Consider the following 17,418-nt stretch of genomic DNA (forward strand, 5'->3'; position numbering starts at 1 on the left):
GTCGGGCAGCGGTCAACGGGCCGGAACGCGGCGACGGGACAGGTGTGCCAGCACGGCTTGGTTCGCCTCCCAGCCATCGGGGAACTTGACCGGGACGTTGAGGTGCACCGGCTCGGTCGACGGGTGAGCGTCCAGCAGCTCGGCGATCCCGGCCCGAGCCACCACGATGCAGGCCTGCCGGTGCCGGGACGTCAGCACACAAAGCCGCCCCGACTCCAGGTGGAACGCCGTCGCATCCCGCCGCCCCGACAACGGATGCAGGACGATCGTGACGTCGTACTCCCGGCCCTGGAGCCGGTTGGCGGTGTCGACGGTGATGCCCGCTTCGGCCTCGCCGAGCTGCGCCCGGATAGCCGCGACCTGGTCGCGGTGCGCGGCCCCGATAGCGATCCGCTCCGCGGTAACCGGCGCGCCACCCGGCTCGCGCTCCGACACCGCAACCGCTCCCCGCTCTAGCACCCGCCGTGCCAGGGCCGCACACGCCGCAGCCGCCTCCGCATCGGTCCGCAGCGTATGCCGGGCCGGCAGCTCATACAGCGTCCACCCGGTCGCCGCCGCCGTCTCCACGGCTGCATCGACCGGCCCATGCCCGAACCCGGTCGTGGTGAACGACAGCGACCGCTCCCTGACGGTCGTCCCGGCCTGGAACCCGGTGAAGGGGTAGAACGCCTGGGCCACCACCGGCGCCGCCGAGGGAGGCAGTCGCCAGGAGACCGGCAGCCGGTGCACCGGCAGGTCGGGGTTGTGCCGCAGCAGCGCCGCCACGGCGGACTGCATCGGGTCCCAGGTCAGCCCGATCCACCGCTCGGTGTCGACGGTGGAGAACGGGTCGAGCTGACCGGGGTCTCCGACGAACAGCGCCCGCTCGAACCGTCCGGCCACGCGCAGCAGGGCGTCCGACCGCATTTGGTACGCCTCGTCGACGATTGCCCAGGGCCAGCAGCCCTCGGACACCATGGCCCATTTGGCGGCCGTACCGATGATGACGGACGGACCGCCGAGGTCGGCGACCTTGGCGGCGACCCGGACCGTGGCGTACTGCTTGATCCGGTCGGTTGCCGTGTAGTCGGTGGCCGAGAGCCGCCCGATGTGCAGGTCGGGCGCCTTCTGCGCCAGGCGGTCGATGAGGTCGTCGACCTGCTCGTTGGTCTGCGCGATCACGATCAGCGGCTCGCCGGCGCGGGCCAGTTCGGCGGCGGCGCGGACGACGAGGGTCGACTTGCCGGCCCCGGGCGGCGAGTCGACCACGACGCCGCGGTGCAGGCCGGAACGCAGGTCGGCCAGCACCTCGGTGATGACGCGCTCGGCCTGGACCGACGGCGGGTCCGCTGGCGCGTCCGGCAGGAGCAGGGTCGTCATGGCGCTCACCGCCGTGCCGCGGTGTCGAAGTCAAACTGCCGCAGTCGGTGCCGGGCCATGTCGACCTCGTCGAGCGTGAACAGCGACTCGTACTCCGGCTTGGCCACCAGCGCCTCCACCGTCAGGTCGAGTCGCCCGCGCTCCCACAGCGCCGCGAACCCGTCGGACACGACCGTGCTGGCGAGCAGCTTCTTAGCGGTGGCGAGGCCTCCGTGCTCGGCGACCATGCCGAGGAAGTAGGTGGCGTTGTAGCCGGCCTCGCGCCGCGCCGTCTCGTATACCCCGCGCATTGCGCGCTCGAAGTCCGCGACCGTCCCCTGGTCGCCGCCGGCCTGGGCCGGTACGACCGGCGCATCCTCAGAACCGTTGGTCGTCTCGGCGTCGGCGTCCGGCTCCTCGACGATCGGCTCAGCGTCGGCGAGTCCGGCCGCCTGCTCGTTGCGCCGGGCGACGTAACCGCGAAGGGCGTCGACCGAGGTGAAGACCTCGTAGCCGAGCTCCTCCATCCGGGCCAGCTCCGGGTTGGCGTCCAGCTCCAACACGACCGGATTGCCCAGGCCGGGCTGCAACCCGTCCGGCCAGTACGCCTCCGCCACGCCCAGCAACCGACCGGTGGCGGGATCGGCGATCTCGCTGTCGAGGGCGGGCTCGGCGCAGCCCGCGGCGGTCAGCTCCTCGACAAGGGCCTTCACCTGCCCGGCGCGGACGTCGTCGACCTCTTCCTCGGTGACCACGACCACCGGTCGCAGCGGCTCGGCGGCCTGCTTGCTGCCGTCCCGGAGGCCGGCGAGGAACCCGTTGGCGGCGTTGGCCAGCAGCTCCCGGCGGGCGGCGAGGAAGTCCAAGTACCGGTCGGGACGCCACAGCTGCGGGTCGGTCGGGATCCACTGGGATTCGAGCGCGCCCGGGTGCTTCTGCTCGGTCTCGGCGAAGTACTCCTCCGGCGGCCGCTTGCCGATCGCAAGGTTGGTCTGCTGGGTCAGGAAGGAGAAGTTGGCGACGGCGTTGACCTCGGACCGGCCGTAGCCGTGCTTGTAGAGCAGCGCCTTGGGGAAGATGTGGTGCACCTGCAGCGAGGTGAGATAGCCCAGCATCTCGCTCTTGAGCTCCAGGCCGGAGCCGAAGTCGCGGGCGCCGAGCACCCGGGTGAGGAGGTAGAGCAGGGGGTAGAAGCGGGAGCCGCGGCCGAAGCCCTCGAAGTCCTGGCCGTCGATCACAAGGTTGCCGCCGCGCCAGCGGGTCAGGCTGGTGATCAGGCCGTCGATGCCGCTGCGGGCGACCGTTTCGTAGTCCTGGGTCAGGATCGTCTCGGTGGAGCCGGCGAAGCGTCCCCACAGCGCGGCGTGGATGTACCAGAAGAGCATCCGGTCGCGCTGGGTGGCGTCGGTGAACGTGCCGCCGTTGAGGTGCAGGAAGCGGGACACCACCGGGAAGGCGTAGCGACCCATCAGCACCCGGTCGTGGTCCAGGCCGAGCCGGCCGGAGACCACGTCGAGGAAGCCGCTGATGTAGTGCTCACTCGAGGTCAGCGCCTGCGCGAAGTCGGTCGAGCCGACCCCTTCCAGGAACTCGAACTGGGCCCGGCCCGTCGCTACCGCGTTGACGTTGCGCAGCAGCCAGTCGAGGTTGAACTCGAACCCGGCGGTCGACCAGGTGCCCAGGTGCTTGCGCATCGTCGAGCGGGCCTCGGGCCAGTCGGCGCAGATCTTCGCCAGTGCCAGGTCGCCCTTGGAGAGCTTGGTGCCGCCCGAGTTGACCCGGTTGAAGATGTCGACGACCACGTCGACGCCCTTGTCCGCGCCGGTGATCTTCTCCTGGTGGAATTCGCGTTCGAGGATGTTGCGCAGCCGGATGAGCCGGCCCATGTAGGTCGCGAAGTGCGGCATGGTGTCCGGGTGCGCCGTGAGGTTGCCGATCTGCGGTTCGATGCCGTCGATGAAGAGCTCGGTGACGTCGACCCAGGTGGGGTCGTCCCTCATCTTCGCCGGCGCGTAGAACTCGAAGGTCTCCTCCTCGACGTTGAACCGCAGGCCGGTGAAGGCGGCTGGGTCACCCTCGAAGAACGCCGGCGGCTTGCCGCGGACCACCCCGTAGAGGGAGGTGATCCGCTGCTGCCCGTCGAGGAGCAGCTGCTTCACCCCACCGCCGACGTGGTCGCTGCCCCGGACCGAGCCATGGTCGGCTTCCGTCTCCCACACCAGCAGCCCGCCGACGGGGAAGCCGAGGTAGAGCGAGCGCATCAGGCCGCGTACCTGATCCCGGTTCCATACGTAGCCGCGCTGGAACTCGGGCAACAGCACGGTGCCCGAGTCAATCTGGTCGAGGATGGTGCCCAACTTGCTCAACTCAGCTCCCCCACGGATCTGAATGGTTGGTCATTGGCTAGCGCTGCTGCGGGCCGAAACGTCACGACCACTCTTCGCGGGCGTCCTCGGCGGTCGGCGCGCTGTCCTCGTACGGCGCCGGCGGGCCGCCATGGGTCCACGGCGTCTCCTCGCGAGAGGGGAAAGCGCCCGGCGGCATGAAGGAGTCACTGAGCGTGGTGTAGCAGATCCGCTTCCCCACCTCCGGCACAGTGCCCGGCGCCGGGGTGAGCGAGCGTCCCATCCCGCCGGTCAGCTCCAACACGACCGCGGTCGTTCCGTCGTCGCGCTGAGCCACCGACATCACCCGCGCTTTCTGCCCGTTGGGTTGCTCGGGCGAGAACAGCGTCGTGCCTGGGGTGACCAGCACCGGGTCGGCGGTGGTCACCGCGATCCACGGCCGCAGCGCGCGCCGCTTCCCGCTGTCGTCAATCCGCGTCGGGTGGGCGGCGGTCACCTCACCAACGAACGCCTCCCCGGTGAGCCGGTAGTCGGCCATCACAATCGGGTCGTCGTAGGCGCGCTGCACGTCGTACGAGGTCAGCGCCCGCTCCATGCGGTGCAGCTTCCGGGCCGCGACGACCGCCCCGTCGCGGCGCGGCTGCGGGAACCCGCCCTCGTCGAGGTATGCGGTAAAACTGGTGAAGGCGTCCCGATCCTCCGCCCAGCGTGTGGGCACGTGCGCTCCGGCAGGCAGCTCGCGCAGCAGCGAGATGGCCTGCCACATCTGTCGCCAGGTCGGCTCGAGCTGCGAGCGCAGGATGTCCTCCAGCTCGTCGCGACGCCGAGCTACCTGCGAGTCGGTGGCCACCGCCCGGTCGTACGCGGCCATGGCCGGGGCCAGCACCTCGTTGTCGAAGGTCGGGTCGGTGGCCGGACCGGCCGGCGGCCAGGTCACCGGATCCTCGGCAGCGGCGGCCGCGTCGGCGCCGGTCATGCCCGGCGGGGGCGTGATCCAGGCCAGGAGTGCGGCCAACTGCGCGTCCTCGAGTGGGCTTTGCCCGGTGGCCCAGTGCATCGAGAGCGCCTGCGTCATCGCCACCAGAGCCGAGGATCCGGGGTGCTCGGCGCGCTCGAAGAAGTACGTCAGCCAACGGCCGAGCAGCGGCACCGACGGGTCCACGGGGTAGTCGCCGTCGGTGCGGCGGAACCGGGTGGACCGGCCGAAGAGCCGGGTGAAGCCGACGCCGCCGGGGTTGGGTACGAGCAGCTGTGGCGCGTCGGCGTACCGGTGACGGACGTCCTTGCCCCTGTTCGTCGGCACCGCTTCGACGGCACTGCGGAAGCTGTCGACGTAGGGAACGAGAATCCCCGCCAACTCGGCGGCGAACGCGAACCGCTGGTCCCGGTTCCGGGGCTGCGGCACGATCAGCAACGTCGGGTTGTCTCGGTCGTCGCCCACCATCGCGGCGAGCGGCGCGTTGGCCTCGCCCGCCATGGTCAGCGGGATGAAGACCAGGGGCCGGTCGGCGATGTGCACGTGGCGGACGGTGGTGATCCGCTGAGCGATGCCCTCCACCACGGCCTCGGCCCGCGCCAACGTGGTCAGGGTGCTCATCCGGCCACCCGACTCATCAACTCGGCCCGCAGCCGCGCGGCGGCGCGCAGCAGTTCGGCCGCCTCCTGCTGGTCCTCGGCCGGCGCGAGCTGATTGCGCGCGATGGCGAGCGCGGTCTCCACCCGCTCGATGCCGCCCATCTCCTCGCGAGCGGACTTGCCCAGGGCCGCTGTGCAGCCGCGGGCCTCGTGCCGGCAGAAGTACGCGAGCTCGCAGCTGGCCAGGCACTCCGGGGAGTACCGCGCCTCGACGGCCTCAAGGGCGGCCACCAGCGAGGCCGGCGAACGGGTGGGCACCCCGTTGCCGTCGGGCGCGAAGTCGAAGCTGAGGGCGGCCGGCAGCGCGGCCAACAGCGCGTCGATGCGGGTCATCCGGGACAGCTGCCGACGCAGTACGGCGAGCTGCTTTCGGACGTCGACCCGGACCGCCATCGGCTGGTTGGAGAAGTCTCGCGGGCAGACCAGCACGACATCGTGCGAGACGATCTCCGGGTCGAACCCTGCCTCGCCGAGCAGCTCACGCATGGCCAGCACGTAGACGGCCGCCTGGATCGCCGCCCCGGCCACCTTGCCCGAGTCGGCCTGTCCGTCGATGACCGCGAACGACTTAATCTCCACGACGTGGAACTGCCCGTCGTGCTGAAACGCGATGAGGTCCGGCTCCAGGTAGGCCTGCTGGCCGGCGACCTCAAGCCGCAGCAGCGGGTGATCGAAGAGGGTCCCGGCCCCTTCGGCCTGCGCGGCGGCCCGGGTGAGCACGGCACGCGAGCGGGCGTACCGGAGGTCCTGGCTCTTATCGTGGCCGGCGACCGACTCCAGGTCGTCGTAGGAGACCTCGGGGATCTCGAGGTCGAGCCGCTCCCGCAGCAGCCGCAGCAGCTCGGCGCAGCCGTTGGCCTTGACCTGCGCCTCGAAGGCGTTGCCGCGGGTGATCGCGAACTGTGACTGGCCGAAGCGGGCCGGGTAGTCGACGTAGGCGGCCAGTCGCTGCTTGTCGACGCCCGCGGAGTCGAGCACCGCCCGGCGAGCGCAGCCCGGGTTCGTGGTCAGGGCGGCGATGGTCCGGGCGTTGTGCCGACTCGCGACGCCCCCGCCCCGAATCGTGGCGAGTCGCTGGCCAACGTTGGTCATGCCATCCCCCTGAGTACGCGCAGCTTGCTGCCGAAGAGCTGCTCGGCCTCATCCATCTGTCGGCGGGCACGCTCGGCCGCCGCTTCCCGCTGCGACTGATCGGCCGCCGCGTGCACGTCCAGCTCGGCCTGGGCGGCCTTGACGATGGTCGTCGTGTCTACCGCCCCGTGTGGTTCGGCTGCTCGCGGGATGGTGCTCGCGAACCGCCAGAGCAGCCGGGTAACGCCCGGCTCCTGCTCAGGCATCCTGGCCGCCCGTTCCGTCACGTTGATGGCGGCTGTCAGAAAGTCGACACGGAGGCTCAGCGGCCCGATGATGCGCCGCTCCAGTGGCCAGGTGGAGATGGCGAGCAGACCACGGGCCGGGGCCAGGTGCTCGGCGGTGAGCGCGGAGCAGAGGTAGTACGGCCGGGAGTGCCGAGCCGTCCGGAAGGACCGCTCCTCGTCCCGACGCAGGTGGGTGAGCTTGCTCGCCGCGATCCCGGTGGCACTCGCGCCATAGAACGCGGCGTGGACCTCGGCGATCAGCTTCGGCGCGGCCGGCACCGACAGCAGGGTGAGCGCGTGGTGAACCTGCTCGCGTACCGGCACCAGCGGCATTTCCGGCTTCGACGACTCGATGTTCGTCTCCGCCTCGTCGGCCAGGTCCGTCAGCGCCTGCTCCCAGTCCCGTTCCGCACTTCGCAGCTCAGCCCTCAGCGCCCGGGCTCGGGCAGGGTCGCCGGCCATCACCGCACGGCGGACCGCTGCTCGCAGCTCTTCGATCCGGCGTTCGAGGTTCTCTATGGACTCGACCACGAGAGGCATGGTACAAGTTCCAGTGTTTTCCAGCAATCCCCCGCGAGCGGGTTGTTTGCTGACGCAACAATACTTAGCGTCGTGCCTGGAAGGGAGACCCGTATGGCCCCGGACCAGTCCCTACTTGACCAGGTTTTTGACCGGTTGGCCGAGGACAACGTCGCCGACGATGTCGTAGACCTTGTGCTCGCCGCATACGCCGGGGACGACCAACTCGCCGCCGTCCTCGCCGGAGAGCCCGTCGACCTGCCGGAGCGGGATCCCTCCACTCGGCCCCGTCCCCACCCGCTCTACCTGGAGTCCATCACCGTCGCCGGTTTCCGGGGCGTCGGTCCACAGCAGAGCCTCCGGTTGCAGCCGCACGCCGGCCTCACCCTCGTCGTCGGCCGAAACGGCTCCGGCAAGTCGAGCTATGCAGAGGCCGTCGAGCTCGCCCTCACCGGTGACAGCGCGCGCTGGGCCGACCGCAACAGCGTCTTCAAAGAAGGCTGGCGCAACCTGCACTGCGGGTCCCCCTGCGAGATCGAGGTCATGCTCCGGGCCGAAGGAGCCGCGAAACCCATTCGAGTACGCCGCTCCTGGCGCGATGACCACACCGGGGCACACCAGGGGGTCGGCCACGTCCTGGCAGATGACGGGAACCGCTACGCGAACACCGCGGAACTGGGGTGGCAGCAGCCCATCGATACCTACCGTCCGTTCCTCACCGCGAACGACCTCGCTCGGCTCGTCACCTCCACGCCCAGTGGGCTCTTCGACGCCATGGCCCCGATCCTCGGCATGGACCCGATCGTCGACGCCGACAAGCGGCTGATGCGAACGCGCAAGGACCTGAGTGACCAGGTCTCGGCCGTCAAGACAGCGCGCGAGGCGCTGCGTGCCGCGCTCGTTGGCGTCGACGACCAGCGGGCGCAGGCGGCAGTCGCGCTCCTCGCGAAGCGGGCTCCCGACCTCGAGGCACTCGACCAGTTGCTCGCCGACGCCGGTAGCGACACCAACGACCCGGTCGCCGTCGCGGCCCGCCGCCTGGTCGCCGTCGCGCTGCCCGACGCGGCATACGCCACCGAGGTGGCCGACGAACTCACCGCTGCCACCGCGCACGTCGCCGACCTTTCCACCACCCGGGCCGGCACGGCCGAGCAGGCAGCACAGCTGCTCCGGATGGCGGTCACCTTCCACGACGAACACGGCGACCGCCCCTGCCCCGTCTGCGGAAGTGGCACCCTCAACGCCGCCTGGCGCACTCGCGCCGGCGACACCATCCATCAGATCCAGCGCGAAACCGTCGCTGTCGAGGAAGGGCACCGGCGGCTCCAGGAGGCGCAGGCCCGGACCGCGCGGCTGCTCGACCTGGACCGGCGAATCAGTAGCGACGACCTCGAGGCGTTGGCCAACGCGCTCGACCAGCCCGATGTGGTGAAGCGGTTCCGCGCGAAAACCGACGAGCTGCGCTCGGCCGCAGCCCAGCTCTCCTCCGACCAGCACGCCGCGCACCTCCGGGCCGCCTACCCGCCGATGCTCGAGGCGTTCACCGAACTGCAGGACGAGACGAGCGCCTGGCTGCGGCAGCGCCACGACGCCTGGCGTGAGCATGCCGTCTCGCTGCAGGACTGGCTGAATCGGGCGCGAGTCGGCGTGCAGAACGACGCGAAGCTCAAGCGGGTCAACGTCGCACGGGACTGGCTGAAGACTGCCATCACGGAGCTGCGAGACCAGCGGTTCGAACCCTTCGCCCAGCGCTCGCAGGAGATCTGGGACGAGCTGCGTCAGGAGAGCAACGTCGAGCTGAGCGGGATGCGGCTCGACGGCACCAACACACACCGCAAAATCTCCTTCCCCGCCCGGGTCGACGGCACCACCACCTCCGCGATGGCCGTCATGAGCCAGGGCGAGCTCCAAGCCCTCGGCCTGTCGGTGTTCCTGCCCCGCGCCGGCGCCGACGACAGCCCGTTCCGGTTCCTCATCATCGACGACCCGGTGCAGAGCATGGACCCGTCGAAGGTCGACGGCCTGGCCCAGGTGCTCGCCAGCCTGGCGGAGACCCGCCAGGTCGTGGTTTTCACCCACGACAACCGGCTGCCCGAGGCGGTACGCCGGCTGCGCATCGAAGCCACCATCTGGGCAGTGACCCGGCGCGACGAGTCGGTGGTGGAGATCCGGAAGAACAGCGACCCGATCGAGCGGTACCTCAACGACGCCACCTCAATCCTCAAGGCAGAGGAGCTGGCCGACAACGCTCGCTATCCCCTGGTGTCCGGCTTCTGCCGTTCGGCCCTGGAGGCCGCCTGCCACGACCGAATCCGCCGGGAGCGGATCGCGCGCGGCGAGCGGCACGGTGAGGTGGAAGAGCTCATCGAGAAGGCGCTGACGCTCAACCAGGTGACCGCACTGGCGCTCTTCGGCGACATGCATCAGGGCGGCAAGGTGCTCACGAGGATCAACCAGTTCGGCAGGTGGGCCGGTGACGCCTTCCAGGCCTGCAAGCAGGGCGTACACGGACCGGGCACGTTCGATCTCGAGGTGCTGGTCCGGGACGCACGCCGACTCGCGGAGCACCTGCGATGACGGCCGGCCCGTTGGCGACGATGCCGCAGAATTGCCTGGACGCCGCCGATCAACTGCTGTCCAGCGTCGTACGCGGCACCCGTGGCGCCTGGCCCCGCGCCTGCGCATGGTTGCTTCGACTCGCGCTCGAGGCCGCCCTGGACGACTACTGGCGGCGCTGCCACCCCGAGGTGTTGCCGATGCGCGCCCGCTCACCACAGTTCCTGATCCTCGACCGCTACGCTGGCCGGCACATCGCCGCAAGGGCCGGATACACCTGGTCGGCGCTGTCCCGCGCCGGGCACCACCACTGCTACGAGCTGGGTCTCACCGCAGGGGAACTGCGCCGGCTGCGGGAGATGGTGGCGACAATCATCACCGACCTCGCCGCGGAGCAGGTCGTACGGCAACGGGGAGTCGATGAGGATGCTTGACGTGGAGCGCCTGCGGCGAGTGGCAGCGGCCGCGGACCGCTGGGCCAAATCGCTGATCGACACCTCCGGCAACAATCGGCTGCTGTACTACCGCGACCTGAAGGCCGGCACGCTAGCCCTGGCCACCGCCGACCCGACGGCGGTCATCCGGCTGCTCGCCGGCAAGCCCCAGACCCTCGGCCAGCTCTTCCCGTCTCAGGAATCGCGTGCCGACGCGCAGCGCCGCCTTCGAAACATTCGGGCCAAGATGCGCGAACTCTCCGAGGAGCGCGGTCTCGACGCCGGCTACGTCGTCACCGGCATGGCGAGCTGGCGTGAGCCGGACCGCACACCCCGCGCACCGGTGATCATGCACCCGCTGCAGATCGACGCGACGACCGCTACCGAGACCGACTTCCGGCTACGGGTCGAAGCCTCGCCCATCGTCAACCCGGTGCTCCTGTTCAAGCTGGCCCGTGACTACGGCGTGACCATCACCGAGGAAGAGCTACTGGCCGAGCTGCCCGAAGCCGGTTTCGCGCCAAGCGAGCTGCTCAACCGACTCAACCGTGCGGCATCGCGGGTGCCGGAATTCGTCGCCGCCTCGACGCAGGTCATCGGCACGTTCCTCTACGAGAAGCTGCCAATGGTGCAGGACATCGAGAAGAACGGCGAGCTGCTGGCCGACAGCGATGTGATCGCCGCGCTCGCCGGCGACGTCGCGGCCGGCACCTCGCTGGCCTCACCGGTCTCGGTCACTCCCGCGACTCCGGACACCGTCCCGCTCGGTGACGAGTTCCTGGTGCTGGACGCCGACTCGTCGCAGAGCTACGCGATCAACGCGGTCGTCGCCGGCCAGCATCTCGTCATCAAGGGTCCCCCGGGCACCGGCAAGAGTCAGACGATCGCGAACATCATCGCTGCGCTCGCCGCGCGCGGCCGTACCACGCTCTTCGTCGCCGAGAAGCGGGCCGCCATCGACGCCGTGCTCAACCGCCTTACCTCCGTCGACCTGGACGACCTCGTCATCAACCTGCACGGCGGCGGAACCAGCCGCCGCGAGCTGGCCCAGGCTCTGGGCAGCCGCTTGCAGCGCATCGCCCACGAGCGGCAGCCGCTACTGCAGGACCTCGGCCGGCAACTACTCGCCCGGCGGGAGCAGCTCGTCGCCCACGGCCACATGCTGCACCGGCGGCACGCGCCGTGGGACATGTCGGCGTACGAAATCCAGGAGCGACTGATCGCGCTCGGGGCCGGCGCCCGCACGGCATTCCGTTGGCGGGCGCCGATGCTTCAGCGGTTGGACCCGGCCATGGCCGAGCAGCTCTGGCGGGCCGTGGGCGAGCTGGCGCGTCTTGGCGCCTTCGACCGGTCCATGCCATCCAGCCCGTGGCAGGCCACGACCGTCGCGGCGACAGCGGCGGTCCGAGAGGTCATGGCGGCGGCCGGGCAGACCGCCTACGAGATTCTCCCCGAAACGCAACAACTGCTGCGCACGCTGACCGGTGACTGTGGGCTGCGACCGCCGCAGACTCGGACGGCGTGGCGGGACCTGCTCACCCTCGTCCACGACGTCACCGGGTCGCTGGACCGCTTCACGCCGGAGGTGTTCGCCGGCGACCTCGACCGCTGGATCGCCGCCACGGCCGACCGGCGCGGCCGGAAGTCGACCACGGTGTCGCTCGGTTGGCTGGAGCGGCGGGCGGCATTGAAGGAGGTCCGCGCCCTCTGGACCGGCCCAGACAAGCCTGCCCGCAAAGAACTACACACCGGTCTGCTCGCCGTCGCCGACCAGCGCGACCGTTGGCAGCGATGCTGCCAGAACGGCAGCCAGCCGCGCGGGGCCGACTGCCTGCCGGCGGCGCTCGCCAACGCGGATCACCTGGACCGGTCCCTGGCAGTGCTGGAAGCGGTTTTGCCCGCCACGTTCACCGACGCTCCAGAGCGGCTTCAGCAACAGCTCTCCGCCCTGGCCGGCGACCAGTTGGGGTTGCAGCGGGTCGCCCGGCACAACGAGTTACGGGCAGCGTTGCTGGAGTGGAATCTGAACGCGCTACTGGCCGAGCTGGCGGAGCGCCGGGCCGGCGCCACCGAGGCCGAGCGTGTGCTGGAGTACGCCTGGCTGCACTCCATCCTTGATCACATCGCCCTCACCGATGCCCGTTATGCGGGTCTAAACGCCGAGCTGCTCACGGCCGCAGTGAGCGACTTCCAGCGGGCCGATCATCAGCACATCGAAGCGACCCCTGGTCGGATCCGCCGCGCTGCGGCGGCTCACCTGGTCGCGACGCTCGACGCCAACCCGGAGCAGCAACAGCTCGTCCGCAAGGAGGCCGCCAAGAAGGCCCGGCACCTGCCCGTGCGGGAGCTGTTCCGGGCAGCACCGGAGGTGCTGCTGGCCGTCAAGCCCTGCTGGGCGATGAGCCCGCTACTGGTGAGCCAGGTGCTACCGGCGCAGCGCCTCTTCGACGTCGTCATCTTCGACGAGGCAAGCCAGGTCGAGCCCGTCGACGGCATCACCTCGATCATGCGGGGCCGGCAGATTGTGGTTGCTGGCGACGAACACCAACTGCCGCCGACCCGGTTTTTCGACAGTGGCGACGACGACTCCGTCGCTGACGAAGACGGCGAGACGGCGCTGACCGACGACGTGGAGTCACTGCTCCAGGCCTTCGCCACCGCGCTCCCGCTGTCACAGAACAAGCACCTCGCCTGGCACTACCGAAGCCGGGACGAGCGACTGATCGCCTTTTCCAACCTGCACATCTACGCGCCGAATGGCAACGAGCTGATCACCTTCCCGGGCGCCGCCACGGAGGGCTGCCTGACCCACGTCCTGGTCGACAACAACCCGGTCGGCTACGGGCCGGGCGACCGGGTGAGCGCCGAGGTGGACCAGGTGGTTGAGCTGATCCTGGAGCACGCGGAGAAGCGACCGGACGAGTCGCTGGGCGTCATAACCATGGGCATCAAGCACGCCGAGCGGATCGAAGCCGCCCTGCGTCGTGCGTTGATCGACCGCGGCGGCTTCGACGAGTTCTTTCAGGAGCGGGGCGAGGAGCCCTTCTTCGTCAAAAGCATCGAACGGGTACAGGGCGACGAACGGGACGCGATCATTCTGTCCGTGGGCTACGGCAAGGGGCCGGACGGCCGAATGCTCTACCGATTCGGACCGATCAACAACAACGGCGGCCACCGGCGCCTCAACGTTGCGGTGACCCGGGCGCGGCAGCGTGCCACCGTGGTCAGCTCGTTCAGCGCCCGCGACCTGGACCCGAACAAGCTCAACGCCCATGGCGCCAAGCTTCTGCGCAGCTACCTGGAGTACGCCGAGAGCCAGGGCGAGCGGCTGTCCGCCGTCGGCACCGCGCCCACACTCAATCCGTTCGAGGCCGACGTGCGCGACCGGCTGGCGGCGGCCGGGATTCCACTCGTCGCGCAGTACGGCGCCAGTGGCTACCGGATTGACTTCGCCGCCCAGCATCCCGATCGACCGGGCGAAATGGTGCTGGCGATCGAGGCGGACGGGGCCACCTACCACTCGTCGCCGACCGCCCGCGACCGCGACCGGCTGCGACAGGAGCACCTGGAGCGGCTCGGTTGGCGCTTCCATCGCATCTGGTCCACCGCCTGGTTCCGGGATCGGGACCAGGAAGTCACGCGGGTGAAGGCGGCCTACGACGCAGCCGTCGCCGAGGCGAGCCGACCGGCCTCGGTGAAGCGGCCGGTCGTGCGGCCACGGTCGGAGGGTGCCCCACCGTCTCCCACCGAACCAATCCGAAGCATGCCGAAGCCCCAGCTCTACCCGGGCGCCCCCATCACGGAGTACAGCCGAAGGCAGCTCGCCGGCTTGGTGGCGTGGATCAATAGCGACGGGCGTCTGCGTACGGAGGAGCAGATCATCACGGAGGCGATGCAGGAGTTGGGCTTCCGCCGCCGGGGTCAGCGCATCAACGCCGCCATTCGGCTCGCGATCCAGGACGTGCGCAACAGTGGGACACCTCGCTAGAAGTCAGTGAGACGCGCGGAGATGGTGCGCGGGGCAACGGGGACGCCTGCGAGAAGGTTAGGTTGCCGGGGTGACGGATCTTGAGCGGGGCATCTACGAGCACCTGATCACTAAGCAGCTCGCCGACCACCTCCACCGCGTCGATCCCGCCCTGATCCAGCACCGCGCCCTAGACGCTGCTGACTCACACGGCCCCCTCACCCGTCACCTCGCCGCCCTGATCAGCCGCGCTCTCCAAGCCGTCCCTGGGGGCGACGACAAGCTGCACCACCAGGTCGAGCTGACCAACCGCATCGCCGAAGCCATCGCCGTCCTCAGCCCCGCCGCAACAAATCACAGCGACCAGGTAGCCGACGCCAAAAACCTCCTACACGCCATCGCCGCCCCGCCCACCCCGCCGGCGCAACCGACCTTTCCGCAGCGCCCGACCACCCCGCTCTCCACCGGCGCTCTCCTGGTGAACGGCAAGCACCAGCCCCGGATCGGCCACGAGGTCACCCACGAGATGGCCTCCGCAGAGCACGTCGACCTGCTCTGCGCCTTCATCAAGTGGCACGGCCTGCGCATCGTCGAGCCCGCCATCCGCGACCTGATCCGACGCGGCGGCCGACTCCGTGTCATCACCACGACCTACATGGGCGCGACCGACCAACGAGCCCTCGACCGACTCGCCGAGCTGGGCGCCGATATCAAGGTCTCCTACGAGACCCGAACGACCAGGCTGCACGCCAAGGCGTGGCTGTTCCGTCGAACCAACGGCACCACCACCGCGTACGTGGGCTCCTCAAATCTCTCAAAGTCGGCGCTGGTCGACGGGGTGGAGTGGAACGTCCGGATCTCGAACATCGAGCAGCCGCACGTCATCGACACCTTCACCGCGACGTTCGAGGACTACTGGAACGACCCAGCGTTCGAGGAGTACGACACCGCCAAGGACGCTGAGCGGCTCCGGCAGGCGCTCAGCGGCGAGCGCGCTGACGACGTGCCGACGCAGATCGCGAACCTGGATGTGCGGCCGTACCCGTATCAGGCGGAGATCCTGGCCGACCTGGATGCGGAGCGGCAGGTGCACGGCCGGCACCGCAACCTGGTCGTGATGGCGACGGGCACCGGCAAGACCGTCGTGGCAGCGCTGGATTACCGGCGGCTACATCGGGCAGGCCAAGTCGACTCACTGCTCTTCGTCGCGCACCAGGAGCAGATCCTCAAGCAGAGCATGTCGACGTTCCGCCAGGTCATGGGTGACGGCAGCTTCGGCGAGATGCTGGTCGGGGGCAAGGAACCGACCCACTGGACGCACGTCTTCGCCTCGATCCAGTCGCTGCACCGCCGGGAGATCAACCCCGACGCGTACGACATGGTGATCGTTGACGAGTTCCACCACGCGGAAGCGCCGACGTACGCCCGGTTGTTGGAGCGGCTGCGGCCGCGCGTACTGCTGGGACTGACAGCGACCCCCGACCGGGCCGACGGCGGTGATGTGCGTCGGTGGTTCGACGGCCACGCGGCGGTGGAGCTGCACCTGTGGGACGCGCTGGAGCGGCAGTTGCTGGCGCCGTTCCAGTACTTCGGAGTGCACGACGACGTAGATCTGTCGCACCTGCGGTGGAAGCGCGGGCAAGGGTACGACCCGGCGGAGCTGGACGGCCTCTACACCGGCAACCACGCGCGGGCACGGATGGTGCTGAAAGCGGTACAGGACACGGCCGACGTGGGTCGGATGCGGACGCTCGGGTTTTGCGTAAGCATCGGGCACGCCGAGTTCATGGCGGACTGGTTTACCCGGCACGGCGTACCCTCGGCGGCGGTGACCTCACGGGCGGACCGCACGACGCGGGACGGCCTGCTGCGGGAGTTCAAGGCCGGCAAACTCCGCGTGCTGTTCACCGTCGACCTGTTCAACGAGGGTGTCGACCTGCCAATGGTCGACACGATCCTGATGCTGCGGCCCACCGAAAGCGCGACGATCTTCCTTCAGCAACTCGGCCGTGGGCTGCGGCTCGACGACGACAAACCCTGCCTGACGGTGCTCGACTTCATCGGCGGGCAGCACGCCAACTTCCGCTTCGACCTGCGGTGGCGGGCGTTGACCGGAGTCAGCCGGCGGGCCGTCGAGGCGGCCGTCCGGGATGACTTCCCGTCGCTGCCGAGTGGCTGCCACGTCGAGCTGGACCGGGTGGCGAAGGAGGTCGTGCTCGCCAACCTGAAGTCGGCGCTGCCGACGTCGAAGAACGGCCTGGTGGCGGAGCTGCGGCAGCTCGGGGACGTCCGCCTGGCCGAGTTCCTGCGGGAGACCGGCCTGGAGATCGAGGACATCTACCGGTCGGCGAGCATCGGCGGGTGGGCCGGGCTGCGGCGCCTGGCTGGCATCGAGACCTCGACCGCCGGGCCGGACGACCGCGAGCTCGGACGGGCCATCGGGCGGATGCTGCACATCGACGACGTCGACCGGCTGGACCTGCTGGCCCGGGTCGCAACCGGCGAACACCGCGGCGGCGGCCGACTGCTGGACATGCTGCACTTCAGCCTCTGGGGGCCGTCGGTGTCGCTGACCGAGCGCGACGCCCGGCTGAAGCGGCTCTGGGGAGAGCCGGCGCGCTGCGCGGAGCTACGCCAGGTCACCGAGGTGCTGCGAGACCGAATCCACCGGGTGACGGTCACGCCGCAGCCGGGCCGGGTACCGCTGCGGGTACACGCCCGCTACAGCCGCAACGAGGCATGCGCGGCCTTCGGAATGACGAACCCGGGGTCCCTGCGCGAGGGAGTGAAGTGGCTCGAGTCGGAGCAGGCAGACCTCTTCTTCGTCACCCTGGTCAAGTCCGAGGAGCACTACTCCCCCACCACGATGTACGCCGACCGGGCCATCACCGACAACCTGTTCCAGTGGGAGTCGCAGAGCACCACCTCCTCGGCGTCCGGGACCGGACAGCGCTACATCCAGCACGCCGAGCGCGGGTCGACGGTGCACCTGTTCGTCCGGGAGACCAAGCTCGCCGACCGCGACCTGGGCGCTCCGCCGTACCTGTACGCCGGACCAATGACCTACCAGGAGCACACCGGCGACCGGCCGATGCGGATCCTCTGGCGGCTGCACCACCCCCTTCCCGCCGACATATACGCCGCCGCCCGCGCGATCGCCGCATGACCTACGACAGCGGGAGGTGCACGATTCCTGACGCGAGTCCAAAGCTCTCCTGCAAAGCGGCACCTTCGTCGTCCGAATGGGGAACCCCTCTGCCTGAAAG

General features: G+C 69.7%; 9 protein-coding genes. 4 read left to right on the forward strand and 5 right to left on the reverse strand.

The genetic code is table 11. From position 1 onward, the window contains the following. Positions 1-12: 12 nt before the first annotated feature. From ACTWLT_RS23210 to ACTWLT_RS23230, 5 genes are all read right to left on the reverse strand, one after another. Positions 13-1,359, reverse strand: a complete 1,347-nt coding sequence (locus ACTWLT_RS23210) for an AAA domain-containing protein (RefSeq protein WP_445320208.1) — start codon at positions 1,357-1,359, stop codon at positions 13-15. A gap of 5 nt (positions 1,360-1,364) precedes the next feature. Continuing rightward, a complete protein-coding gene (locus ACTWLT_RS23215; RefSeq protein ID WP_445320209.1) occupies positions 1,365-3,704 on the reverse strand; it encodes a GmrSD restriction endonuclease domain-containing protein in 2,340 nt (779 codons plus the stop codon). A gap of 61 nt (positions 3,705-3,765) precedes the next feature. Further along, positions 3,766-5,280 (reverse strand): hypothetical protein, encoded by a 1,515-nt coding sequence (locus tag ACTWLT_RS23220; protein ID WP_445320210.1) that lies wholly within the window; start codon positions 5,278-5,280, stop codon positions 3,766-3,768. Continuing rightward, complete coding sequence (locus ACTWLT_RS23225; protein WP_445320211.1) at positions 5,277-6,410, reverse strand: hypothetical protein; 1,134 nt, start codon at positions 6,408-6,410, stop codon at positions 5,277-5,279. The genes ACTWLT_RS23220 and ACTWLT_RS23225 overlap by 4 nt, the downstream gene beginning before the upstream one ends. After that, positions 6,407-7,207: a hypothetical protein gene (locus ACTWLT_RS23230; protein ID WP_445320212.1), complete on the reverse strand. Its 801-nt coding sequence runs from the start codon at positions 7,205-7,207 to the stop codon at positions 6,407-6,409. The genes ACTWLT_RS23225 and ACTWLT_RS23230 overlap by 4 nt, the downstream gene beginning before the upstream one ends. 102 nt (positions 7,208-7,309) lie before the next feature. Here ACTWLT_RS23230 and ACTWLT_RS23235 point away from each other — a divergent pair, with 102 nt between their 5' ends. The 4 genes from ACTWLT_RS23235 (at position 7,310) to ACTWLT_RS23250 (ending at position 17,318) form a co-directional block, all read left to right on the forward strand. Then, entirely contained in the window at positions 7,310-9,772 is a 2,463-nt protein-coding gene (locus tag ACTWLT_RS23235; protein ID WP_445320213.1) for an AAA family ATPase, read from the forward strand. Then, a complete protein-coding gene (locus ACTWLT_RS23240) occupies positions 9,769-10,185 on the forward strand; it encodes a hypothetical protein (RefSeq protein WP_445320214.1) in 417 nt (138 codons plus the stop codon). Before ACTWLT_RS23235 ends, ACTWLT_RS23240 begins: the two co-directional genes overlap by 4 nt. After that, positions 10,172-14,173, forward strand: coding sequence for a PDDEXK-like endonuclease domain-containing protein (locus ACTWLT_RS23245; RefSeq protein ID WP_445320215.1), 4,002 nt, complete (start codon positions 10,172-10,174; stop codon positions 14,171-14,173). Before ACTWLT_RS23240 ends, ACTWLT_RS23245 begins: the two co-directional genes overlap by 14 nt. Positions 14,174-14,243: 70 nt before the next feature. Then, positions 14,244-17,318 carry a DEAD/DEAH box helicase gene (locus tag ACTWLT_RS23250; RefSeq protein WP_445320216.1) on the forward strand — a complete coding sequence of 1,025 codons (3,075 nt, stop codon included), beginning with the start codon at positions 14,244-14,246 and terminating at the stop codon, positions 17,316-17,318. Positions 17,319-17,418 lie beyond the last annotated feature (100 nt).

The sequence above is a fragment of the Micromonospora yongxingensis genome, assembly GCF_052601155.1.

Excerpts from the sequence above, each read along its gene's own strand:
- ACTWLT_RS23210 (WP_445320208.1), bottom strand. The coding sequence starts at position 1,359 with ATGACGACCCTGCTCCTGCCGGACGCGCCAGCGGACCCGCCGTCGGTC.
- ACTWLT_RS23220 (WP_445320210.1), bottom strand. The coding sequence starts at position 5,280 with ATGAGCACCCTGACCACGTTGGCGCGGGCCGAGGCCGTGGTGGAGGGC.
- ACTWLT_RS23225 (WP_445320211.1), bottom strand. The coding sequence starts at position 6,410 with ATGACCAACGTTGGCCAGCGACTCGCCACGATTCGGGGCGGGGGCGTC.
- ACTWLT_RS23235 (WP_445320213.1), top strand. The coding sequence starts at position 7,310 with ATGGCCCCGGACCAGTCCCTACTTGACCAGGTTTTTGACCGGTTGGCC.
- ACTWLT_RS23240 (WP_445320214.1), top strand. The coding sequence starts at position 9,769 with ATGACGGCCGGCCCGTTGGCGACGATGCCGCAGAATTGCCTGGACGCC.
- ACTWLT_RS23245 (WP_445320215.1), top strand. The coding sequence starts at position 10,172 with ATGAGGATGCTTGACGTGGAGCGCCTGCGGCGAGTGGCAGCGGCCGCG.